10 protein-coding genes are annotated in these 26,229 nt (G+C 44.1%); 9 read left to right on the forward strand and 1 reads right to left on the reverse strand.

What is annotated here, in order from left to right; translation table 11 throughout:
* Window positions 1-15: 15 nt before the first annotated feature.
* Entirely contained in the window at window positions 16-555 is a 540-nt protein-coding gene (locus SIO70_RS17390) for a hypothetical protein (RefSeq protein WP_320572701.1), read from the reverse strand.
* A gap of 654 nt (window positions 556-1,209) precedes the next feature.
* Between SIO70_RS17390 and SIO70_RS17395 the strand changes: the two genes are divergently transcribed.
* The 9 genes from SIO70_RS17395 to SIO70_RS17435 all read left to right on the forward strand — a co-directional run bounded on the left by SIO70_RS17395 (window position 1,210) and on the right by SIO70_RS17435 (window position 26,146).
* Window positions 1,210-1,644 (forward strand): hypothetical protein, encoded by a 435-nt coding sequence (locus tag SIO70_RS17395; RefSeq protein ID WP_320572702.1) that lies wholly within the window; start codon window positions 1,210-1,212, stop codon window positions 1,642-1,644.
* Window positions 1,645-1,658: 14 nt separating this feature from the next.
* Window positions 1,659-4,541: an SGNH/GDSL hydrolase family protein gene (locus SIO70_RS17400; RefSeq protein ID WP_320572703.1), complete on the forward strand. Its 2,883-nt coding sequence runs from the start codon at window positions 1,659-1,661 to the stop codon at window positions 4,539-4,541.
* Window positions 4,542-4,551: 10 nt separating this feature from the next.
* Complete coding sequence (locus tag SIO70_RS17405) at window positions 4,552-6,804, forward strand: hypothetical protein (protein ID WP_320572704.1); 2,253 nt, start codon at window positions 4,552-4,554, stop codon at window positions 6,802-6,804.
* Window positions 6,805-6,808: 4 nt separating this feature from the next.
* A complete protein-coding gene (locus tag SIO70_RS17410) occupies window positions 6,809-7,897 on the forward strand; it encodes a hypothetical protein (RefSeq protein ID WP_320572705.1) in 1,089 nt (362 codons plus the stop codon).
* Window positions 7,894-8,358 (forward strand): hypothetical protein, encoded by a 465-nt coding sequence (locus SIO70_RS17415; protein ID WP_320572706.1) that lies wholly within the window; start codon window positions 7,894-7,896, stop codon window positions 8,356-8,358. Before SIO70_RS17410 ends, SIO70_RS17415 begins: the two co-directional genes overlap by 4 nt.
* The gene (locus tag SIO70_RS17420; protein WP_320572707.1) at window positions 8,355-15,728 is read left to right on the forward strand and encodes a hypothetical protein; all 7,374 of its coding nucleotides are present in this window, start codon (window positions 8,355-8,357) and stop codon (window positions 15,726-15,728) included. Before SIO70_RS17415 ends, SIO70_RS17420 begins: the two co-directional genes overlap by 4 nt.
* A gap of 10 nt (window positions 15,729-15,738) precedes the next feature.
* Window positions 15,739-16,467, forward strand: coding sequence for a hypothetical protein (locus SIO70_RS17425; RefSeq protein WP_320572708.1), 729 nt, complete (start codon window positions 15,739-15,741; stop codon window positions 16,465-16,467).
* A 9-nt stretch (window positions 16,468-16,476) separates the two neighbouring features.
* Window positions 16,477-24,849, forward strand: coding sequence for an RHS repeat-associated core domain-containing protein (locus SIO70_RS17430; protein ID WP_320572709.1), 8,373 nt, complete (start codon window positions 16,477-16,479; stop codon window positions 24,847-24,849).
* 106 nt (window positions 24,850-24,955) lie between these two features.
* Window positions 24,956-26,146, forward strand: coding sequence for an IS4 family transposase (locus SIO70_RS17435; RefSeq protein WP_320572710.1), 1,191 nt, complete (start codon window positions 24,956-24,958; stop codon window positions 26,144-26,146).
* Window positions 26,147-26,229: the final 83 nt, after the last annotated feature.

A 26,229-nucleotide genomic window follows, 5' to 3' on the forward strand; every position in this document is an offset into this window, starting at 1 on the left:
TAAGCAAAATCTGCTCTATTCTAACTTCACTTCTCTCACAGTTTCATTCCCGGGCAGATCTACAGCCACGACTATAATTTTACCACCCGGTGGCCGGCTGGCCACCTTGTAATACCAATCCACGCCGTTCCTGCCTACAACAGCGGCGCCTCTTTCCATTATCACACCATCCGCATCGACTACCCGCACGGTCATTGCGGCTACCCTGAATTCATCTTTTGCAGTTACCACTACCGTCTCATCTTCGAACCGGATATTTTGTACTTCAGGAGATTTGTAAGCATCCTTCACCGCCATATTATAGGCATTCTGCCCCGGCCCTGCCAATGACTTATAATAAGCCTTAATAGCCGGATCCAGCAGGATCGCCTTTGCATAAGCCGCGGCTACTTTCATCTTATACCTGGCTGCCAGTTGCTTTTTCGTTGGCTTATTCTTTGACGGGCCGCGCTTTTGAGCAATGATAATCTGGTCATTCCGTTCGTAAATCGTGAATTGCTTGCCGAGGGTGCCCCGCACGGCATGAAGGAGTAAATTGTCTTTTACAAGTGCCATAACAAACATTTTGAGGTTACAGGAATAAAAGTAAAATCTTCTCCCGGATTATAGTGCAACTATAGCACTAATTGAGTACTAATACATCATTAAAAGGGCACTTCAATATCGATTCGATATTGAAGTGCCCTTTTAATGTACTTATGATGTACTTATAGAATTATACTCATGGTATAGCTTCATTAACTAATCGGGCAATGCTGATTGATAATGTATGGTGCAACGCTATCCGGTAAAATTTAAAGTTCATTACAAAACATAGCCGGGAATTTGAAGAAATCACAAATACCCTGTTTACTACTTATGCTGAAAATAAATAATTGAAAGAAATTAACTATCTGATAATTAATCAATTATCACATCAACGTGTTATATGCTGTCAATTTTTTCTACTCTATATTTACATCGTAACCTTGAGTATTGTTGTTGACGTTATATCCCGTTACTGTGAGTAAATACCCGTGAGCGTCAGAATGCGAAAATTTTACTAATCCCGTAAAAGAATAATCAAATACCCATATATGTGAACTTATTATTCCGTACCAGTACTGAATAACATATTCTGTGTTCAGTCATTTCATTTATCCATTTAAGAGGGACTAATTAGCTCCTGCATGGCAGGGGGAAAGGGGTTTATTGTTTAAAATTTTAAACATGGGACGTTTTTTAGTATTTGCATGCCTGCTTGTGTCTGCACACCAGGTCATGGCGCAATCTCCTATGCGCGTAACACCAGATTCCATAAAAGTAACAAATGCCGAAGTCGTTGTTCGTAATGCTACAAAGGATATTCCCGGGTATCTGTTTAATAACGGAAATGGTACTACGGCATTTAAAATAACAGGGAAAGCTATTCAGTTTACAGTTGGTAATGCCGGATTCCCTGCTGCAGGCGATTCTATTTATACCAGCAGTGAGCTTGTTAAAAGAAACGTCAAAGTATGGCGTTATGGCCTGTTACAACCTGCTGATAGCTCAAATGGCGTCAGCATCGATACGCTGACAGGCAAGGTCATTTTCCGTCCTGCGCTTACGCTAAAAGAAAGAATATATATAGAAGCCTTAAATAGTGTAGATCTCTCTTTATAACATTTGTCATGTGTATGCGAAATAAATTGCTGATAATCCCGTTCCTGCTGCTTTCTATTGCAGCTCTTGCCCAGACTTCACTAAAAGTAGATCCAGACTCTGTCAAGTTTGTTAATACTGAACTTGTATTAAGAAACAATACAAGGGATATAAACGGTTTCCTGTATAATACGGGTAATGGAAAAACAGTATTCCGAAAATTAGGAAAAGGAATACAGTTCCGGGTGGGCGCTACAGGCTTCCCGGTAGCTGGTGACAGTATTTATCAGAATACCGCATTGTCCAACTATTTCCTGAAAGTTTTACGCAACGGGTTACTCCAATACAGGGATACTGCGCAAGGCGTAAAAGTAGATGAAACTACGGGTAAGATTACATTTTACCCCGTACTACAAACCAATGATGTTATCTATATAGAAGCGCTAACCGGAATCGATTTCTCGCTCAATGGCAGCGCTGCAAATGGTAGTGTAAGTAACACTGACTCCTTAAAATTAAATGCAGGAATTTTTGATAACGGGAATAAAACTTTCACACTTCGCTGGCTTACAAATGCCAAGTCATTATATATTGGGCCAAGAATAGTCGGCATAGGATCTTCCACTTTGGCTGGATATGGATTAACTGCACCAGACAGGCTAGGCGATAAAATATTAGCATGGCTGACAAACAATACATATGGCGCAGTATGGGAAAACCTCTCTGTAGCAGGCTATTCCAGTACTGATGTGCTGCCTGTTGCTAATGGCGGAGTACTGGGTCATAACATTGAATCCGCTTTAACCTCAAACCCGGATTTTATCTTTGTTTCATTGCCTACAAATGATCCCTCTGCAGGCATATCTGTTAATCAGAGTATTGCTAATCTAAAGAAAGTAGATTCGCTGGCCATTGCAAAGGGAGTTCCCGTATTCTTTGAAACTACCCAACCAAGAACTACCTACAACGAAGCCCAACAGCTCATGCTTAAACAGCTGGCCGACAGCATCAGGGCCATCTGGCCCAAACGGTATGTAGAAGGATTTAAAGATGTCGTAGACCCTGCTACCACCGCAGCTATTCTGCCACAATATAACAATGGTGATGGTGTACACCTCACAAGCGCCGGTAATCAGTTTATTGCCAATAGCCTGTTCGATAGATGGCTGGATTATTTTCAGCCGGTAAAAACTGTAAAAAGATACCTGGTCGACTCATCGTTGGATAAGTCTACCTGGTCCCAGTTTACTATAGAAACTGAACCCAATATTGTAAAAAACAACTACGCCCGTTTTAATGATAACAAACAATATTTCCGCGTCAGGGCTGAGTTAAAGGATGGCACCTATACCTCCTATTCCAATGTTGCCACTTTGGATCAGATTAACAATCCTACTCTACCCGGTGTGAACGATTACACCTACAGATTATTGATAGACCTGGGAGGTGATGGTCTGACTACCCTCAATGGCTCTAACCAGGTGGATGGTAAACCAACGCCATCACCTGATAATGCCGGTAAATACTGGAATAACTGGTATGGAGTAGGCGGTGTAGCCGGGTTTGCAGATAAATCCGCATTCAATGCATTGCGCACTACTACCAATGAGGCTACTGACATGAGCGTGCAGGTCATTGGATTACCACAGGGTACATTTGGTACCTCTGATACTAAATCCATCAACTATAGCGGTTTCAATGTCGCTGTTGGGGATTATCCATCTCAGGCTGTGTATGACAATATGTTTATTCATTCTTCTGTCAATCCGGATGGGATTATTATGAGAATAAAAGGCCTTGCAAAAAACAATACCTATTACATAAAATTATGGGGTGCCAGACTGGATGATGCGTCTACACCAAGAACATTGCAGGCAAAACTGGGATCCGAAACATGGACCACTGCTCAATCTGTTGATACCAAATATGCCACCACCGCTACTGGTGAATACAGTCGGGCAGTCACCTTTAATTACATCTCCGGCCTGGATTCATTAGATATCAATCTCCGCACAGGCGGCACCAGTACATTTGCACACGTTAGTATCGTTGATATTGGCGTAGTTGGCCCACTGCCACTGATTCCCCAGATAAAACTGAGAGATACCAGTACAACCGCCAGTACACTCACACTTACTGCGAATCCTATTAATGGAGCAAGTATCGCTTCGTTTAACTGGAGCCAGATTTCAGGACCTAATACTTCTACCATTGCAGCCACTACCAGTGCTACCGCCAGTATCTCTGGTCTGACCAATGGGACCTTTATATATAGGGTTACCGGTACTGATACTTCCGGAAAAGTACTGAGCACGGATGCTACTGTGAAAGTATATCCTGATAATGGTGGCAAAAAGACACTTAGAGTACACTTCAGTAAAACCGCTGTAGCCAGCATTCCCGGCTGGTTTAATGTGTATGGTCAGGTGGCTGGTACCCATATCATAGCTACCGATACTGTTACTAACTGGACGATTGATAACGTGAGTGATGCCACCACTTATTGGGCACCATACGCCGGCAATAGCTCATCGAATACAGATGGTTCTACCACAGGGAATAATAGCGGTGTAGTGCCGGATATCGTATTGCAGGGCCTATGGTATAACTACAGCCTGAAGTATGCAGCTGGCATGGACAACCTGCTCATTAAAGGCCTGAACCCCAGCAAAACCTATACGATCAAATTGTATGCTTCCCGCAATACCACTGCTTCTGCCCCAAGATATGGTGCATGGAGAGTAAACGGAGGTGCTGAAATTCTACAAAACGCGCTGGGAAATACAACAGGAGAAACAACCGTGTCAAGTGTTTCGCCTGATGCCAGTGGTGTGATCAAATTGTCTGTGCATGCACCTACCAGTACCACCTATGGTTCTTTTTCTTACATCAATGGTTTAATCGTTCAGGAGAATTAAATCTTTTCTTATGCATGTGATCCCTAAAGTGGTCAGTCTGCTGGTACTTTTTATTAGTACCTGTGCTATTGCTGCGGATACCTTACCCGATCCATTGAAAGGGGTCGTATTAAAGCAGGCAGTGATGGACTCATTGAATACGAGATATGCTGGAATACGTCATCAGTTTGTTCCTGATAGCCTGCCCTTTAGCCGGTTGGGGTTGAACAATCTTCAACCAGGTGCACGTCAGGAATTTATACAATATCTGAATGCCGGCAATGGGAAAGCTGGCATTAACCGGATGCAACGAATGTTCACCGGTTTTCATGACAGCCTCAAGCTGGCCGGATTTATTGATAATAAACTAAGGGGGTTCTATGCGCTGAAACCTCAATCACCCGTACATCTGCCGGGTATACCCCAGAATAAACTCAAGGGCATCAGCTGGCAAACGATCTATAGCGATACCACGGCTATGTTATCTCCCTGGTGGAATGAAGGGATCATCCAGGATCAGGTGACTATTGGAAGTATCCCGGTGCAATTTAATTATTCTACTATTTCTGGTTATAACGATGGACTAAAGGATGCGCAGTTTTTGAAACTGAATTTTGACAAACAGGCCTACCTGGATAAAGTCAATAAACAACTACAGCAATCTTATGACCTCAACAAATATTTCCTCGATGATATAGACATCAAAAGCAGCATTCAATCTTACCTGGCTACTGAGCTCTCTGCCTACGATAGTCTGAAAGGACATATATCTCCTGACCAGGTGATGTTTTTGGATAGCTCACAATTAGTGAATGCATTACAGCATACCCCACAGGAGTATCAGGAAAAAGTGATGGCACTGAAACAGCAACTGGGGAATGTGAAAGAAATGAACCAGCTGGCAGGTGCGCAAAAAGCAGCACAGCAGCGTATTGCATCTGTATTACAGCATCCTGAAAATGCATCCCGCATCGCTCCTGATCTACTTAATATGAGTTCGCTACAGCGATTTATGATGAGTGTGAAAGAATTGAAAGCGGGAAGCATTGGTACCTTGTCAGATGTATTTATGACAGGAGCAGCCGGTTCCTATCTTAAAAATAACAGGTTTATTATGCTGGCAGCTGGTAAAGCTAACGAATTAGGTATTCAGGATGTGGGCATGCAATCATCTACCGGGAATAGTTCATATGCGATGCAATACCTGCGAATGGGGCGTGGTGATGTCGGAGCTAAACAAACCCATGTTTCCGTGCTGAATGCCAATGCAAAGCCCCAGTCGAATAATGGATTTAACACGGCTGTTATGAGCAGGAATGTATTCGTTGGATCCATTTCTAAACAATGTGATCTTGGCAGCCTTGGTAAAATTGATATCGACGTTTCAAAATCCTCCAGCAGTTTTAATGATGCTGCGGCTGTATCAAAATCGGCAGCTTCACACTTTATGGATGATCTCTGGGCAACCGCTTCTATCGGGTTGGCCTACTCCGGAGATGTGAGCAAATGGGGGCTTTCACAAAAAGCATATATGAACTATTCAGGGTTAGGCTATGTAAATCCCGGTAGCCCTTTTGGTAGCCGGGGCGTATTGCAATATGGTTTGATGTTGCGCCGCAACTGGCTAAAAAACAAAGCCGCCGCCACCGTAAGAATGGATATGCGAAACCAGGCAGTTTCGCCCCTGACGGATGATAGACGCAGGAGTCTGCAATTCTCTGCTGACGCCCGTTATCGTTTTACCCGCAAACTGACGATGAGTATGAACCTGCTACAAAATACACTGCGGGAAAATGGAGTGACCGCATTTCTCAATAGAAAACTCTCCGTCATGTCACAGGCAAATGGCAAAATAGGCGGCATACCGTTTACAAATAATTCTTCTATAGGCATCCAGCAAATGAATTACCAGGATTTAAAGAGCCTGTTTATAAACCTATCCAGCATGCACACCTTTATGGCAGGACCGGGTATGGTAATAACAAATATCTATTACAACAGAGATGTACATGATGCTGCTATTTATAATAACCTTTTAAATATAGATGCAGGTTATCAATACATACTATGGAAAAAAATCTCCTGTGGCAGCGCGCTTATTTACATGGATAGTAAGGATGTAGTCCGGCAAATAGGATTGCGTCAGCAGGTATCTGCCCAGTTATTCAAACGGTGGAGTCTTGCCCTTTCTGCAGATGGCAGGAAGAACCTGAAGAATACGCCTGCCAATTTCTACTATGGCAGATTTAATACGACCACCTCTTTGCATTACCAGATAAACTAGCACCATGATAAGAGTAATATTCACCGCATTGTTTACCTGCTTGTGTATAATCGTAAAGGCACAGTTGACTATTGCCTTTATGCCGGAGGTGCAGGGACGCACTATTGATGGTGTCTGGAAAGCACGTATCGGCAATAATGGCGCCCGGCAAACAGTAAATCTCAAAATAATAATCACCGAGGCATCTACTGGTACGGTGCTCACCATTCAAACACCCCCTTTTGAACTATTACCAGGTGTCAACAATATACCTGCCAATGCAGCTTATAATGCATCGGTAGCATTCGCCAATAATAAACTGGCTACTGTGATTAGCCAGAGTGGTTTTTTCCCGGCAGGAGACTATGATTATTGTTTTCAGTTATACGAAGGTGCATCTCATAATGGTTCCTTATCAGGCGATCAATGTTTTAACTACAACCTGGAGCCATTCAGTAGCCTGCAACTCATTCAGCCTTATGATGGAGATAAGATATGTGATAAACGCCCGGCTTTTTCCTGGCAACCACTTATACCAGCTGTAAACGGTGTGGAATACAGAATGATCCTTGTAGAAGTGAAAGATGGTCAGCAACCCGTAGAAGCTATCAGGACCAACCTCGCAATAATTAATCAACGGAATATTCCCATGCCCCTGCAATTATATCCTTCTATAGCGAATGAGCTGGCTGTAGGGAAAAAATATGCATGGCAGGTAGCCGCTTATAGGAATGATCTAATCCTTGCTGAATCTGAAATATGGGAATTCAATATTGACTGCGAAAAAGATTCTACAAGTGCATCCAGGGAAGCATTCAGGAACATAGAAGATTTAGCCAAAGGCAATTTTTATATAGCAAGAGGGGAGTTGCTATTTGCATTTAACAATACTTATGAAGCCACCACTCTTCAATACACTATTCGTTGCCTGACTAAGCCGGAACAACAGGTAACAAAACTGCCAAAGGTAAAAGTAACAAGAGGCAGCAACCAGGTGGTGATTGATCTTTCTGATAATAAATCCTTCACTGATAGTTATTTCTACATCATGAATGTGAAGTTGCCTGATGGAGAAGAAAAACAATTAAGGTTTATCTACAAAAATGCAGAATGAGAAATAAAGTGATCATCACAGCTTTGTTGCTGATATGCTGTGCCTGTAAAAAAGGAAAGAAGGCGCTGTTGGTTCAGGAAAAAAATATCAATGGCTTTTCACTGAGCCTGCAATATTTGCCATCTGATGACAAAGCCCTGCTTCGTTTCAGGTTGAATATAAATAACAGTAACGGTTCTCCATTGAAAAATACAGATCATGTGAGGTTCAATTATGGCCTGGATACCCTATTCTCTTTTGTTAATGTAAAAGATACCCTGCACCCGGTAGACGTGATCAGGGTGGCCAATGGGAATATGAACGGGATTGAATACCTGCTGTTATTTAACCGCCCCCATGCTTTTTCCCAGGTAAACTGTGAGTTAGTATTTAAAGACTGGCTTTTTACCAACCAGTTAATGAGTTTCCCATTAGAGGGTAGCGCTATTGCACATGTAGATTCATTCAATCAGCAGATATGATTATCAGCAATACTAGTAGCCGTAAGAGAATCGCCTGTTTTTTCCTTGCCCTGCTTTTCATACAGAGCATATACCCCTCTGTTGCATGGGCATTGACCTCTGGTCCTGCACAGCCGGAAGCCAAACAATTTATGCAGGCAGGTACCAGTGATATGGTAGACTTGTCAACAGGTAACTTCAAATATAATATCCCGCTGCTGGATGTGGAAGGGTATCCAATCAACCTCAATTACCAGTCAGGCATTGGGATGGATGACGAAGCCAGCTGGGTAGGTTTGGGGTGGAACCTGAACACAGGCGCTGTGAACAGGCAGCTGCGCGGATTGCCGGATGATAGCTATGGAGACAGTGTGTTGACTTCGAATTATATGAAGCCCAAGATCACGGTGGGTGCGCGGCTGACAGTGCGGGGGGAGCTCTTTGGTAACTCTTCTGTAGGCCTGGATGGCTCCTTATCCGTCGGTATCTTCAGTGATAACTATACAGGGATAGGCGCAGAGGTGGGTGCTAACGCTGGTCTCAGCCTATCATTGACAAATTCTTCTGCTTATACCCCCGGGATTGGCCTTGGACTGGGTGTGAATTCTAATACATCCGATGGCGTATCGGTAACTCCTTCCGTATCCTTATCATTATCCCACAGGATGGCAGGATATGGTTCCACATCCTCCTCGCTTTCCATGAACCTGGGATATAATACCCGGGAAGGACTGAAATCATTGACATTAGGTTCTTCCTTTTCGTTTAAAGGAAGCAAAGAAGATCAGGACGAGGATGGAAAAGGTCAAAGTGCCAGTATGTATGTAGGAGGTGTTACCAAAAATTATAATACTCCTCCTTTTTATCCTACATCTGAAATCTCTTTTAAATCCGCCAATTATACATTCAGTGGTGATATTGGTGGCACGGCATGGGGAGTATACGGCGGTGTAGGAGTGACTGGCTACAAAACAAAAAGGGAAGTTAAAAACCAGTTACAATACAACCCGACATATGGGTTCTTATACGCAGAAAAAGGGAAAGATGTACCAGCAGCCATGATGGATTTTATGCGTGAAAAAGATAATCCGGTTGACACATCCATGCATAACCTGGCTTTACCCGTGGCTACTCCTGATCTTTTCTCTTATACCAGTCAGGCTGGTGGTGGACAGATCCGGCTGTACCGGAACCACAGCGGGGTATTCTTTGATAACCGCACGCAGGACGTAACAGACAATACATCTGCCAGTGTGGAATACGGTGCCGGGGCCTATTTTCATGGAGGTGTTTCTATTTATAACCAGGACATCAGCAGCACCAATGGTAAATGGCAGGCAGCAAATGACTTTTTGGCGAAGGGTGACTTTGTACAAAGAAGTAATGTAGGAGAGGAGGAAGCATATTTCAAACATACCGGTGAACAGCAGTTGGAGGATCCGGCATTTTTTAACCGTATCCTGGGAGAAAGAGCTGTCAGCGTACCACTTGATGGGAAGCGTGCACAGGGAAAACTGAGGGATAGTACGGGTATAGTTACTCCTTCCGCACCTTATAAACGTTCGGGCAGGCAGATCAGAAATGCACCAGTGATGTACCTGACTGCCGGGGAAGCTGCGCAGGCTGCATTGGATAAGAAGATCCGGAATTACGCTTTTAATGTTTATAATAGTTTCGCCACCGCGTCCTGTAGTCAGCTGTCTTATACTGAAGAAGAAAGAGTGAACGCATTCAGAAAGGATCATCATATTTCTGAAATGACGATTACCGGTGGTGATGGAAAACGAATGGTATATGGCTTGCCGGTTTATAACAAACAACAGGTGGAATACTCATTTGCCACCAATAAAGATTCACTGCAGGCAGACAAAAATATTGTGAAATTCCTTGTTGAAAAGGGAGAACCAGGTCATGTACCAAAATCCGGGGGGTCATCGCTTACCAATGAATATTTTCATAAAGAAGTGCAGCCCGCTTATGCGACATCCTATTTGTTGACGGCTATCCTGTCTCCTGATTATGTAGACGTAACAGGTGATGGTGTGAGTGAAGATGACAGGGGCACTGCTATAAAGTTTAACTATTCAAAGGTCAATAAGGACTTTCACTGGCGTACCCCCTACGGCACGAGAACGGCCAACTACAACCGTTCCCTCAATGCGGATCCTGATGATGATAAAGCATCCTTTGTATATGGAGAAAAAGAACTGAGATATCTGCACTCCATTGAAACAAAAAATATGATCGCCTATTTTATCACAGCGGACAGAATGGATGCCCTGGGCTGCGATCTCTATGGAAATATGGATACGACCGTCAAACAGAAATACCTGAAAGAGATCAGGCTGTATGCGAGGAGTAATTTGAAAACCCCTGTGAAAACGGTGGTGTTTGAATATGATTCATCTTTGTGTCAGGGCATACCGAATAGTATACATGGTTGGGGAAAACTGACGCTTAAAAAAGTTTATTTCAAATATGCCAGCTCAGGCAAAGGAGAGCAGAATGCATACTCCTTTAACTACAACGATGGCCAGACATATGCCTACCTGTCATCAGACCGCTGGGGAACCTTAAAACCTTCTAACACGAATAGCCTGGATAATTTTTCCGGGTTAGCGAATGATGAATTCCCCTATACTACCCGGGATTCAGCCAGGGCAGCACAAAATGCTTCCATGTGGCATTTGTCTGAAATCAAACTACCATCAGGAGGGGTGATTAAGGTCACTTATGAATCAGATGATTATGCTTATGTACAGAATCGGCGTGCCATGGAGATGTTGAAAATAGCCGGTATGCTGGATGGGGATAATAATGCTACTACCTCACTCCGGGATGCTAAGTTGTTTAAATTAACTGTTCCAAAGATACCGGATGTATCAGTAGCGAATGATCCGGATCTATTAAAGCAGTGGTTTATAAACACATACCTGGATGGTTCTGTCTACCTCTATGCGAAGGTATATGTTAACCTGACAGATGATGTAAATGCAACAACAGAAAATAAGTTTGAGTTCGTACCTGTCTATGGAAAGATCGCTTCCGTAAAATTTGACGGAAATACCGCTATCATTGGGATGGAAAATGATACAGAAGGCAATCCTGGTGTTAATCCTTTTATCAGTGCTGCCTGGCAGCGCATGCGGCTGGAACTGCCACGTTATGCCTATCCAGGTTACAATAACCGTATCAATGATGACAGACCCGTCACTGCCGCGGTAAAAGCCTTGGGTAATTCCATTAAAAACCTTTCTGAACTCTGGGAGAATTTTAATAAGAGAGCTTACCGGAAAAAGTTTGCTGCTAAAATAAACCTGGATAAAAGTTTTGTACGAATTGCAAAACAGGATAAACCGAAACTGGGAGGTGGTGTTCGTGTGAAGCGGATTAAACTACAGGATGAATGGGCAGAACAAGCCGCGGCTTATGGGCAGGAATATGAATATACGACTATACAGAATGGTCAGCGCATCAGTAGTGGTGTAGCCTCTTATGAACCGGCTGTGGGGGGCGATGAAAACCCTATGCGCCTGCCGGTAGCATATACCCAGGATGTAAAGTGGGGACTTAATAATTATTTCTACCTGGAAGAACCGATGGGTGAATCTTTTTTCCCGGCGCCCCAGGTGGTATATCGCGAAGTGAAGGTGAAAAGCCTCGGGGCGAATGGTGTGGCAGACGAAGCGAATAAAACCGGTTGGCTAACCTATGAATTCTATACAGCAAAAGAATTCCCGGTTAGAATAGAGCAGACCATGCCGGAACAGGTGCTGAATAATCCTAAAACCTGGGCAAATTTCTTTGGTGGTAAATCTATTTATGAACTGACTATGTCACAGGGATATGCCATTTTCCTGAATGACATGCATGGCAGGGCTAAGGCAGAAAGAGTGTTCAACCAGTCCGGTCAGGAGATCTCCGCTACTGAATATTATTATAATGCTACTGAGGAAGGTGGAACTATGCGCTTATCAAACGTGGTAGATGTTGTTGATGAAACAGGTAAGATCACCAAAGATCAGGTGATAGGGCGGGAGATAGAAATGTTTGCAGATATGCGCCAGTCAGAGATGAACAATACGGGCAAGAGTATTAATCTCGGTATAGATGTGATCCCTTTTGGGCCGTGGGTAGTTCCACTTCCGCATTTCCCCTGGTCTAAGAATGATGATTACAGGTTGTTCCGGTCTGCATCTATCGTAAAAACGATCGAGTATACTGGTGTGGTATCGAAAGTAGTGAAGCGAATAAATGGATCAGGTATTACATCTGTGAATGTTTTGTTCGACAAGAATACGGGTGGTCCGGTGGTGACGCAAAGTGAAAATGAGTTCAATGATCCTGTGTATACTACCAATATTCCGGCTTATTGGATGTATAAGCAGATGGGGATGGCTTACCAGAACCTCGGTTTGCTGATGGATAGTTTTACAACGGATGAAAATGCGCTCCCGGGTTCTTCTTATTTGAATTATTTGTCTCCCGGCGATGAACTGATCGATGTAATGACAGGTATGCGTATGTGGGTAGTGAATTCACCAACAAATACATCGACCGTAAATAAGCTGCGTGTAATAGAGGCTTCCGGCAGAATTGTGAAGTACTACCGGGGAACAGTGAAGATATGCCGGTCCGGCTATCGTAACCTGCTGGGTGCATCGGCTGCTGGCATGACCACCTTACAAAACCCAATTTCAGGGAATGTGTTGAAGATGGTAAGTAATGAAGACCTGTCTGCCTACAAGGTATTAAATGCCTCTGCCATGCTGTATGCAGAGGCGTGGGGGCAGGCGGCGGATTGTAATATAAAGAGTTGTCCGGAAGGGTATATAGAGGGACCGAACGGGGATTGTATGTTGCCAGCTACGCCTGCAGCAAGTGGGTTTGATTTTATACCTGGTGATTATTATAAAACCTATGGTATTAAAGGGGCTTATTGGTATGATAGCACCAGTAATAATCAGAAATTGATCCTTAGCGATACTACCTGGAAGAATCGTCTTAAAACGGCTGGTGTGTGGCTAAAACAGGCAAAGGATAATACCTGGTGGGGAATTGAAAAGTGCATTGATGTACCGGTCACAAAGAATTATTACATCGGTCATGCCGGGGATGACCTGATGCGTATTTATGTGGACGGGAGGTTGATCAAGGAGTTTACAGGTGAGGATCAGAATAACCAGCAGATCTGGAATATCCGTCAGGTAAAGTTACCCGCCGGTAAGCATGTGATCCGCATGGATGCGTTGAACCTTTACTATCAGAAGGCTGCTGCAATGGAGATCTATAATACGGATTCGGCTACATTGCGGGCAGTCAACTCTGCTGCAGCGCTCAATAATATTACTCTTTTCTCTACTAAAAATGCTGCGACTGACAATAACCTGCTGGCATTTTACCTGGATCCTTCAGGCGGAAAAAAATCAGTCAATTACAGGTGTTCGAATGGTGCAACGCCTGCCATGTGCGATGGTACGCCCAACTGTGGGTTCAAACCTAAGGGTGCATGTCCGGATGGTTATACCAATACGGCAGATGGACAGGCATGTATTCCCAACTCCACAACTGTAAGTGCCGATACAGGTTTGCTGGTAGCAGAAGGTAACCAGACGGGTGTTTATTCGAAGGAAGGAGCTGTATTTTATAACGTAGCGGGAACAGAAGTTACCCGGCGAAAAAGTTCTATGTGGGGTACGGATAGCTGTCAGATCTATACTTTTTCGAGGGTAGGCCAGGTGACCGGTGCATCGGCAATAGAAGACTCTGTAGAGACCAGCGCTGCAAGATCATCCGGTTATTGTGGTATGTTGAATGCGACAGGTATCTGGTTAAGTAAAGCTTATGACCTTAAGTGGATCGGTGTTGAAGCATGTCTGAAAGTGCCGGAAAGCAAATGGTACTATATAGGATATGGCGCGGATAATATGGTGAGGATATATATTGATGGAATGTTGTGGCGGGAAGAGCTGATGGAAAGTGCCACAGATTCAAAGCCATTTGTATTGTGGAATGTAAGGCCTGTATATCTTTCGGAGGGACAACATATCATCACCATCGAAGCCTATAATTCGGCTGCTCAGCATGCAGTAGGTGTGGAAGTATATAATAATACGCTGGAGCAGTTGAATACAGACTATCCCAATTTAAACAGGATCTTCTCCACCAATGATCTGCTGACTGGCAAGCCATATAACTCCTATGTAAAAAACGTGAACGGTGTCATTGAAGCCCAGCGGTTCACCTGCTCAGGCGGACCAGTGAGTTTATGTGATAGTGTGGCTGGTTGTCCTGCTATTCCTAATGGTCAGGTACTAAATCCTTATGTAACCGGTTACCTGGGTAACTGGCTGCCATGGAAGGAAATGGTATGGCTCACTTCCCGCACCGGGCAGGAGTTACCAGCAAATAATGCCGTGAAGGCAGATATACGAAATAATGGGGCCTATCAGCAGTTTAGTGCCTACTGGTTCTATAACAATGGCTGGGGGATGTCTACCAATAATGGTTGGGTCGTATCCAATACAATTGGTTTATATGATGAATACGCACAGGAGCAGGAAACGAAGAATGCACTTGGGATATATAGTGCCGTGCGTTTTGGATTTAAATCTTCCCTGCCAGTGGCTGTAGGTGCCAATATGCGACAGCGAGAGATATTTTACGATGGGTTTGATGATTATAAATTCAACGCATCCTGTGTGAATGTGCTACCCTGTAAGCCGGATGAATTTGATATCCGCAAGGCCCTGGGCGATAATTACGTGAGCCGGCTGGATAGTGTCAATGCGCATAGTGGTAATTATAGCCTGAAATTAAGCAGCCCGATTAACCTGAAAACATATGTATATGCCTACGAGCATACGCCAGGTATTTATCTGAACAATAACCAGTGGGGAGAGTATTTCCGTAAACCAGACGGATGGCTGGGCCTGCGCGGGTTCTGCCCTGTGACCAATCGCCGGTATATTTTCACAGCATGGGTAAGAGATGGACAACCAGCCAGTGCGAGTGCGGGTATTACGCTTACAGTGAATAACAATACCGTCGTCTTTAAAAAGAAAGCGGTGGTAGAAGGGTGGAAACTGGTAGAAGGTAATCTGGAGATTCCCACCTGGATAGGTACGGGTGATATGGCTGCTGTGGATGTAACACTGAGCGGTGGTGCGAATGTGTCGATAGATGACATCCGCATATTTCCTTATGACGGACAGCTGAAGACTTTCACTTATGATGATAAAAATATGCGGGTGATGGCAGAGTTAGATGAGAATAACTATGCCACCTTCTATGAGTATGATGATGAAGGATCATTGATACGCGTGAAGAAGGAAACCGAGCGTGGAATTATGACTATTAAAGAAAACCGTTCTGCATTAAGAAAAAATTAATTGCTGGATTATGAAGGTAAAAATATTGCTGGTGATTCCTGTATTGATATTGGTGGCTGTTGGTTATGCGGTGATCAGACCGGGTACGAATGCAGCAAGTAAACCTGTTGCTCCTGATCAGACAGGTGTTTTGCAGGAGCTGAGTACCGTACTACATAAAATGGACACATTGACCGTGCTCACGATAGAGGGAACTATTACGGCGAGGGATCTGGTGGATAGTTCGCGGAATATGGAGACGACTTTTTGTTATACCAGGAATGGGCAGGAAGCATATTACCGGGTGGGTCGGCAGGAGATGATTTCATTGCAGGATGCATATATCGTGGTGGCACATGATGTACATAAGGTATTTCTTTCACCGCCCAGGGAGGTAGTGAACCCGATGAAGTTATCTGTAGGGAAGGAAACGACCCTGCTGGCGGAGGAGGGATATGCAATCACGCGGCGTGTGAACGAAGCGGGCGTACATATTTCCTTATTAAACCGCAGGCATCCTACCTGCCGTGCTTATGATATCACATTTGACAGTACAGGGTGGATAAAGCAGACGTATATGAGAGTGACGGATGAAGCGCATCCTACCGATACCACCAGAGATAAATTTATCGGTATCCGCATCAGTAGTTGTAAACCGGGTGTAGTGCGCAAGGAGTTGCTGAACAGCAGCCGTTATATTAAAATCAGCAATGGCGTGGCAGTGGCGCTTACCGGGTATGAATTAATTAAAGATCGTTAATCTTTTTATATGGGTTCCGCTTTTAAGAAGATCATGTTACTGGCTGTGATGTTATGCACTTTGTATACAGCAAAGGCCTTTACTGCAGTTGAATCATATCAGAACCAGCTGCAGGGAGATTTAAAGCAGGGGGATGTGCTGGAAATCAAGGACGAGAAGTTTTTGAATAGTAATGTTGACTGGACAAAAATTCATAACCGGACAGTGACGAATATCATCACGTTTGGATTGTATAGAGATGGGGGGACTATGCCAGCAACTGCCTTCAAATGTGAGATAGACCTGAAGGTAGAGTATTGGTCACAACCGGGTCAGGTAGATCCGATTACGAATGATCATGTGAAATTGCATGTGACTTATAATCCGACGGAAGGCGTGGCTTACAGTGCTGCCGATACGTATAAATTCCTGAATGGATTTAAGGTGAAGGTCACCGTCAATAGTATCACCAGTGCAGAATTAGGGACAACATTGCCAACCATATTCCGGTTGATGGGGCAGGTAGTGGTAGAGCGGTCATACGATTGGGATCTCACCAAAACAATTGTGCCGGTTGCTGTAGTCGATACTTCTGCCGTGATGCTTACCTGGGAGAAATATACAGGAGCGGAGGAGTATGACCTGGAATGGACGTTCATCGATGAGTTGTCAGATAATGGCAGCTTACTGGCGCAACAGGGAAGTAATGTTACTGCGGCTACGCTGGCTGGTTTGTTCCGTAATAATGCAACGAGAGTAACGATTCCGCGGGAGTATTTTGAGATATCGCTTATTCATATATCCCAGTATTTACCAATCAGGATAAGGCCTGTTCAGTATACGGATGACGGTTTCAGGCAGGAAGGAGACTGGTTTTACCAGTTGAAACAAGGTGGGGTTGCAGGACCGTCGGTAATATTGCTGGATTCGGCGAGGCACCGTTCTGATTTGAACTGGCAGTATAGTGCTGTGTATGCGGAGGGCGGAAAGAAGAAGGAGGTGGTTAGTTATTTTGATGGTACGCTTCGTACCCGGCAGACAGTAACGGTCAATAATTCTGATCAGCGGGCTATGATACAGGAGACCCTGTATGATGAATTTGGGCGTCCGCTGGTGAATATATTGCCGGCACCAATTACACAGAGCAGGTTGAATTATTACCCGGGTATGCATCTTGCATTAGGGGGTGGAAACTATACTTATGCAAATGTGTATGGAAATACGACAGACTGTATTCCTGTTCCGGGCAAGATGAGTAATGATTCAGGGGCGGCACGTTATTATTCTCCTTTGAACCCGTTTTTAAGTGACAGTACGAATAAATTTATCCCGGATGCGAATGGGTATCCATTTGCTGTAAATCTTTATACGCCTGATAATACAGGAAGGATGAGTGTGCAGGGGGGAGTGGGAGAGTTGTTTCAGCCGGGGAATAAAGCGACGAAATTATATTATGGGAAACCTGCACAATGGGAATTAGACAGGATGTTTGGCAATGATGTAGGTTATGCATCTCATTACCTGAAAAACATGGTAATGGATGGAAATGGGCAGGTAAGTGTCAGTTACCTGAACGCAGCGGGTAAGACGATAGCGACGGCACTGGCGGGTGGGGCGCCTGCTAATTTGGATGGATTACCTTCGAAGCCTGATTCTACCGAAGAGACATTTTTATTAATAGAACCCAGCCAGTATACATTTGATCCTGCAAAGCTGAAGCTGAGTGCAACCACGACCTATTCATCGGCAGTGCCTGGTCCTGCTACGCTCAGGTATAATATAGATAAGCTGATAAAAACCTATAGTGAGAGTGGTGTTACAATATGTAGTAACTGTTATTATGACTTAAAGATCCGGGTTACGGACAACTGTAACAGGATCTTGTATGATAGTGCAGGGGCAAGGCCTGTTGGAAGTCTGGTCAGCAATTGTAATGATGTGAATGCTTTGACTGGGTTAATCAATTTGAATTTTGACCAGATCGGAGAGTATTACGTGTCTTTTGAATTAGGGCTGAATGATTCAGCCATTGCTAATTATACGGCTGATTTTATAAAGAGGAATACCAATCTGAAGACGCAGTGGCAGTTTGTACAGCAGGCCTTGCAAAGTCAGGACTTTTCAGGCTGTTTTAGCGATTGTAGTACCTGTCTGACATCATTGGGTGCAAAGACGGATTTTACGGCTGCTGTGGTGTCCAGGTTAGCGCAGAATGGGGTGACGGGTACTGCGATTAATACCTGGTCCAATACATTGTATGATTCATTGTTGGCACAATGTCAGCGTTTGCAGGCTTCCTGTCAATCATCGCCCTGTGAAGATCTGGAAAATACGTTAAAACTGGATGTAAGTCCGGGAGGGCAGTATGCATTATTTGATGGAGATTCTGCATTGGAAAGAAGCATAAATGTATTGTATAACCACTGGCGGGAGGAGTTTCCGATAAAGAGTGCGACCAGTAGTGAATATATTGAAGCGCAGTTTGAGATGGAGGATGGTTCGGTGATGTCTCCCTATGATGCGCATTTTACGCTGACGATGTTGTTGCGGTATTGGAAGCCGGAATGGGCGGCACGTTTTATTAAATATCATCCGGAGTATTGTGCGTTGCGGTTTTGTTATGATAACAGTACGGCGTATCAGTGGGATGATAAGATAAAGCAGGTGCAAACGGTAGCAGGAATTACGGGTGTATTACCAGCTGCTGTTTATGATAAAAGTAATATCAGTTGGCTGGTAGCGCAGGATACAGCATTTAGTGGTGTGTTAAGTAGTTATAAGACCAGTTTTATAGCAGATCTTACCGATTATAGCAAAAATGTGGTTGGTTTTAATGCCTCTGGTTATGCTGTTAAAAATTTACCGGACTATGTAGATTACCTGTTGTATTGTGCGGATAATACAGGGAGTACGAACACAAATAATAACCCGTTACCGAATGCAAATAACTGGTCTTCCTGTTCGCCGGTATCCAGTTGCCGGATAGCAGATCTGGAGTGGCGGATGTATCGTGATAAGTATCTTGAGTTGAAGGAAAGATACTACGCAACAGCGCGGAGCACTTCGGCTTATTGTGGAGGAGTTTGCGTAGTAGGCGATACATTGAGTTATGCCATAACCACCTGTCCGGAGTTGTCTGCTTTTAAAGTAGAGGCGGGAACTGCCACCTGTGGCACTGATTTACAATCCCTGAAAATTACATATAGTGGTGCGGGGTTGACGGGTGCAGTTACCTTGTCTTTGTATTATCCTGACGAATATGCTGGATTGACACAGGTCGATTCGGTGGCATTTGCAGCGGGTCAGACGGAAGCATCTATCTGTATTTCAAGTGCCATCAACACGGGTTCCATTCTGGTGGAGGGAATTTCCTGTCGTCCTGATGATAGTAGCGTTATTTTCGATTGCGATGTGGCGAAGAGTTTGTCAAATTTCACGCTGAGCATTCAAAGGGATAATACTACCTACGATCCGGCTACCGGTATTGCGAACTGGAATTGTATCATGCATTATTCCGGGCCTGATATTCCGGCGGGGGCGAGTGTAACAGCGGGCGTGGAGTTTTCATTTCATGAGAATCCGGGTGCGAAGATTTACAGTTATGTTTTTACAGGTAGTACAAAATCGCTGACGTATGTATTGCAGGGTGTAAGTGATGCGGGAGGAACGATAGAAGGTTCGGGCTGTAGTAATCCTAACCCTGCTACACCTGTCACTAACAATTGTGCGGCGGCTTTAAAATATAAAGTTTCCCGTATCAACAGTGTTTCTTATAGTACGGCAGGGGTATCAACAGATACGACCGCGTTAGCGGCGCAGGTGTCAACGGCGGTAACGCAGTCTGTGAGTGAGAACTGTGAAGCGCAGGCAGATTACTGGATGCAGCAGTTGGAGGGTTGTTTAAACAGCAATGCAGCTTATGCATCAAAGGCAGCTTTGCTGCGCACAAAATTATTGCAGGTATGTAAGGCGGGAGGTGATGTGGATCATCCGAATGGAGCGAGTACAGTACCTGGTGCAGCGCCTTCCGGAGGTTATGTATCCTTTAAAGAGGCCATTAAAGGAGTATTGGGCATTACCAGCCTGGATATGCTTTGTAACCCGTGGTTACTGGATGCACCTTATCCATATAATGTAAAGCTACAGGCGACAAATGTTACTATTCAAAGAACGGATAGTGGTATTTGTGCACAGCTGGCAGCACTAACACAGGAATATAATAACGCAGCGGGCGGATTTTATCAGTTCCTTGTAAATAAGTTTGGTGCAGCGATGACGCTGAGTGAAGCAGAACTTACGAGTCTGCAGAATGGCTGTAACAATTGCCGTTACTTATTGGCGGATGAGATACAGTTGCCTGTATTTATGGATCCGGGAGCGCAGGGCTACGTTAGCGGATATGGTTACCAGCAGGGAGTAGCGGCCATGCAATCGGAGATGTCCCTGGATACGACCAGTGCTAATTACGAAAGCATTTATGCCACCTATCTGAATCACCGTTGGGGCTTTACTTTGTCTTATGCAGATTATAAAGATTTTGAGGCGAGGTTGCTGGTGAATTCATCGGCAGTATTAACGAATCAGCCTGTGTTTGCGACCGTGAGTCAGGATCCATATAGCTGTATGAAGCAGCTGATCAATCATGCGGCATTAAGTGGGATTGTACTTTATAAAGAATATATAGCGGAAGAGGAGCGGCAATTCAGGAAAGGGTACATCGCTTATTGCAGCAGTGTGAAGCCAAAGTTGGAACTGACGGCTTTACAGCAATTGTACCATTTTACATTATACTATTATGATCAGGCAGGTAACCTTGTGCGCACGATACCACCGGAGGGAGTACACCTGCTGGATGCGTCTTATCAGCAACAGGTATGGGATGCACGGGATAATGTAGCATCTGCCTGTACGTATAGTGGTCCAGTAGTAGCGGCCAATAAGGATACGATTTTAAACAGGTTAAGTACGGTATTGCAGGCGGGTACCAATTCGGCAATGGAGTGGTGGTTGTATAATCCTGCTATGGACAATAACCAGGTACTGGCAACGACGGGGGGTAATAAATACCTGTTTAATACCTGTATCAGTGGTCGTTATTTATATATGTCCATTTATACGATGGCACCGACAGGAGATGGTTCCACGATTGATTTTGCGATATCAAAGCACCTGGTAGCAGATCTGCAGGCGGTATTACCGTTACGGCAGTGGACACATGTGGTATTGCAGGGTCAGGGGTTGAACAGTGGAGACCTGGCGGTGTATGTGAATGGGGTATTGTGTCCATTGAGTGCAGGAGCGCCGGCAGGCGGTTGTGGGTGGACGTTGACGAATACAGGGTCAGGGTTTATCTATCCAGAGAATTTGAGTACGCTGAAACATTTTCGGTTATACAACAGGTTGTTGTCGGGGGCGGAGATAGCGGCGAATGCGGCTGTTCCTTGTCTGGGGTTAAGTCCGGCGTATGATTCAGTGTTGAATGGGGCATTGAGTTATTGGGGGCGGTATAATCTGCCTGCTGTTGGCACAGGGGGTAGTACGGTGGAGATGCAGTATTCGGCGGTGTATCCGGGGCATACGCTGGCGACTTCTTATGGATATCAGTCGTTGAATGGAATAACGCAACAGCGTACACCGGATGCGGGGGTAAGTAGTTACTGGTATGACAGGTTAGGGCGGTTGGTAACGTCGCAGAATGCGGAGCAGGTGGCGCCGGTGAATGGTGGGGCTACAGGGAGGTATAGTTATACAAAGTATGATGCACAGGGGAGAGTGATAGAGGTAGGAGAGAAGAGTGGTGCTACCCTGACAGCGTCGGAGATATTTATGTCTTCGCCGGAGGTGTTTTTGGGTGCGGGAAGTGATGCACAGATAACGAGAACATATTATGATGAGGCGTATGGAGCAGCTGGGTTAAACCAGGATAACCTGCGTAAGCGGGTGGCGGCGACTACTTACCAGGATGCGGGAACTACGCCGTTGCAGGCGAGTTATTATAGTTATGACCAGATAGGGAATGTGAAGACGTTGTGGCAGCAGGTGCAGGATCTGGGGGTGAAGCAGGTGGATTATCAATATGACCTGGTGAGTGGCAAGGTAAATAAAGTACGTTATCAGCGTGGTGCAGCAGATCGGTTTTATTATAATTATCAATATGATGCGGAGAATAGGTTGACGAAGGCGGGTAGTGGAATAGATAGTGTATCAGCAGATGGCTGGGAGATTATGAATCCGAAGACAGATGCGGGGTATCGTTATTATCTGCATGGACCATTGGCAAGGATGGAATTAGGAGATATGGAGTTGGTGCAGGGGGTAGATTATGCGTATACCTTGCAGGGGTGGTTAAAGGGTGTGAATGGGAACTACCTGACAGCAGGAACTGATATGGGTCGTGATGGGTTGATAGGAGGTGTTAGAGGGGCTATTGCGCGGGATGCGTATGCATATAGCCTGGATTATTATGCGGGGGATTATAAGGCGATTGTGGATACGAATTCATTAGGTTTGAAATGGGTTGGACAGACGGGTGATGTGATGGGTCGGAATTTGTATAATGGGAATATCAGCAGGAGCACCTTAGCACTTTCAAAAATCAATTCCGGGAATCCTGTTGGGTATTCTTACCGGTATGATCAGTTGAACCGGTTGACGGCGATGCGGCAGCATACGCTTGGTAGTGGAGCGGCTACATGGAGTACGGTATCTGTTGGTAATGCATATAAGGAGGATATCAGTTATGATGGGAATGGGAATATATTGCGGTATACGCGGTATGGGAGTGGGGCTGGCGGCAAGCAGTTACAGATGGATAGTTTGAAGTATGTGTATGCGCGGGATGGTCAGGGTTATCTGAGTAGTAACAGGTTAACGCAGGTGTTGGATAGTATTGCGGGTGATCCTTATACGGAGGATGTTTCAAGTCAGGGAGTAAATAATTATATTTATGATAATATTGGTAATTTGATTACTAATGTTAGAGATAGTATAGTTAATATAAAGTGGACGGTATATGGTAAGATAAGTGGGATTACGAAGGGGGATGGAAGTTCTTTGGAATACAGGTATGATGCGGGTGGGAATAGGGTGTATAAGGGTTATACGCATGGTGGAGTGACGGATAAGACGTGGTATGTGCGTGATGCGGCGGGGAATGTGCTGGCGGTGTATGGGAATGTTGGAGGCGGGAGTGATAAGTATTGGAAAGAGCAGCATTTGTATGGGAGTAGCAGATTGGGATTGTGGGAGCCGGGATTGGTAGTAGGGGGAGAAGTGGATTCGACGTGGAATAAGGTGGGGGTAAGGAGGTATGAGTTGGTGAATCATTTGGGGAATGTGTTGGCGACGGTGAGTGATAAGGCTGTGTTGGATGGGGATCATTATGTTGCGGAGGTGATGAGTGCGGGGGATTATTATCCGTTTGGGATGGGGATGGGGGATAGGAAGTGGAGTTTAGGAGGGTATAGGTATGGGTTTAATGGGAAGGAGAATGATAATGAGGTGAAGGGAGAGGGGAATGAGCAGGATTATGGGATGAGGGTGTATGATCCGAGGTTGGGGAGGTTTTTGAGTGTAGATCCGTTATTCGAATCTTATCCTTACTATACACCATATCAGTTTGCAGGAGATAATCCAATTAAATATATTGATCTTGATGGATTAGAGAAAGTAGATCCAGAGGTAGCTGCATTTTATACTCATGCCCCGCAATTAGACATGACTACTGCTCCTGGTCCAGCTAATGCTGCCGGTTTCCCGAGAAACTCAAGATGGTTTTGGTCTAAAATCCTAGAACAACACCCAGAAATGTTTAGCCAACAAAATAGAATGGCCATTAAAGCGCAGCGAGCCCCTATTGTAGATGAACAATGGCTTACTTATAATCCTGCGCATGCTGGTTATGAAGGCAGTAAATTGGTGCATCATCATATAGAGCAGGGTAATTTGGCAGCCGCCATTCCTGAAAAAGTACATACTGATTATTTTAAGAAATTGCATCCTGAGTTAAAAGGTCAATTGAGAGGGGCTAAGATTAGTTCGACATTGGGAACAGCTTTAGGTATATTAAGTACGGCAGGAGATATTTTCAGTTTTATGAATGGTAATCCGGAATCACTAATGGCAATGTTTCCTTGTATTGGATGTGCCCCTGAAGACTTCATAGGTAGGGTGCAAAAAGATGTCAAAAGTGAATTGTTTTATACAGTTAACAGTGTTAGCACTCAGTATGAAAAAGGCAAGATTACATCAAAAGCTATAACATTTGACGTTTATTCTGACTACGCATGGGATGAAGATAATGAAAAATATATAGGGATAAATAAGTTGGCAACAAAGACAGAAATATGGAATTATGATTCTAATGGTAACAGAACATCCACTAAACAAGTTGAAATGCTTTAATTAAATATCAGTATTGTCCGGGTAAAATAAATGATTAAGAGAAAAAAAGGGGGCCAAGCCCCCAATAGTTTATAAGTTTGGGTTACCACACCTTAAACAAATAAACTTGGATAAAGATAGAAAATTTACCGGACAGCCGATATTGTCTCAGATATTATCCACGAAGCTGATACAGGCCGCTGCGCATAAGCATCATAGCAATCGTTATTATAAAAAATTGCCGCTGCGTGTACACCTGGTTAGTTTATTGTACGGAGTATTTAGCTATTGTAATGGATTGCGGGAGCTTTGTGAAGGTCTGTTGGCCTGTGAAGGGAAGCTGTCACATCTGGGATTTGATAAGTCCCCAGCCAGAAGTACCCTTTCAGATGCAAATAGTAGTAGAAGTTATTTAGTATTTGCAACTATCTATCAGCAGTTATTGGAGAAATATCATGGAATTATATCGGACAGCCGGCTAAAGGGATTAAGCATAAGCAATCTCAAGATCATTGACAGTAGCACAATAAGCTTGTTCGGAGATATTCTGCGTGGAGTAGGTCGTCCCAGATTGGATGGAGCAAGACGTAAAGGCGGAATCAAGGTACATGCCCTGATGGATGCGTTTAGTGGTGTCACAGAGTTTGTGCGTATGACACCAGCCAAAGTACATGACCGGCAGTTCCTGTTAAAATTGAAGTTACCAAAGGAAAGCTTTATTGTATTTGATAAGGCTTACAATGATTATCGGCAGTTCCATTCCTGGAGTAACCAGCAAGTTTGGTTTGTATGCAGGATGAAAGAAAACGCAGTATATCATGTTTGTAAAGTATTGACAGACAACACCAGAAAGAAGAAATGTAATGGAGTGCTTAAAGACCAGCTGATAACAGTCGGTTACAAGCAGGAAAAGGAGGTAATACGGCTGCGTATGCGAAGAGTTACTTACAAGGCAGAGGACGGACGGATATATGTGTTTATAACAAACAATCTCAAGATCAGTGCTAGTCAGGTTGCCCGCATCTATAAATACAGATGGATGATTGAGCTGTTATTTAAACAGATAAAGCAGAACTTCCCATTGAGATATTTTTGGGGAGATAGCCAAAATGCTATTAAAACTCAGATCTATTGTGTTTTAATAGCTCAGTTGCTAATGGTAGTTTTAAGAAGGAAATCTGCAACGAAAAAGTCGTTTGCCAATATGATAACAGTAATCCGGCTACATCTAATGAGCTATGTTGAGTTATTAAGTTTTATAAAAGATACTTATCTGGCATGGCGAAGGGTAAATAATCCGGTGCTGAGTTCCGCTTAGAAGAGGAACTATATACTTTTATTATTAATTGAAAATCGGATATAACCACTTACCGGTGAGGATTACATCCGAATAAGTATATT

Origin of the sequence: Chitinophaga sancti, assembly GCF_034087045.1 — a bacterium.
In the GTDB taxonomy this organism is placed as follows: domain Bacteria; phylum Bacteroidota; class Bacteroidia; order Chitinophagales; family Chitinophagaceae; genus Chitinophaga; species Chitinophaga sancti_B.